The organism is Tamlana crocina (assembly GCF_012037625.1).
This window is the reverse complement of sequence record NZ_JAAVJS010000128.1, coordinates 1-535: the sequence shown is the minus strand read 5'-3', so window position 1 is coordinate 535 and position 535 is coordinate 1. Positions and strand designations below refer to the sequence as shown.

At 41.3% G+C, this 535-nt stretch carries 1 protein-coding gene; it reads right to left on the bottom strand.

All coding sequences use genetic code 11. From position 1 onward, the window contains the following. A partial coding sequence (locus HC176_RS15950; protein WP_167919989.1) for a DUF389 domain-containing protein occupies positions 1 to 535 on the bottom strand: 535 nt, incomplete at both ends.

Here is a 535-nt window from a genome sequence, read left to right as displayed (position 1 = left end):
TGGGATCATTACGAGTAAGGCAATTAAAGAAGCAAGCCTGGCGGTATTTTTTCGGCGTTTACTGTTAGCATATTTCACTAAAGGAAAACGCAAAAGTTTGGCAACAACAAAAGTGGATAAGGCTATATAAACCGAATTAATTGAAAACAGGTAAAAGGCTCCTCCAGCATATTGCCAGTTCTTTGTAGCAAGTCCATAACCTACAGTACATAAGGGCGGCATAAGAGCAGTGGCAATTGCAACTCCCATGATCACACTCGCTATCGCTCCTTTTTTGGTCTTTGCAATGATCAACGCTGTACCTCCAAAAATGGCAATAAGCACATCGAGAAGCGTAGGAAAGGTACGAGCGACCAACTCTGGTGTCTCTTGTTTAATAGGAGAAATAGTAAAATAGAGAAACGCAGTTAGTACACTTAAGAAGATCATTACTCCCAGGTTTACAAGAGATTTTTTAAGGGTATCGATATCATTGATAGCTACAGAGAATCCCACGCCCACGATTGGGCCCATTAATGGAGAGATAAGCATGGCA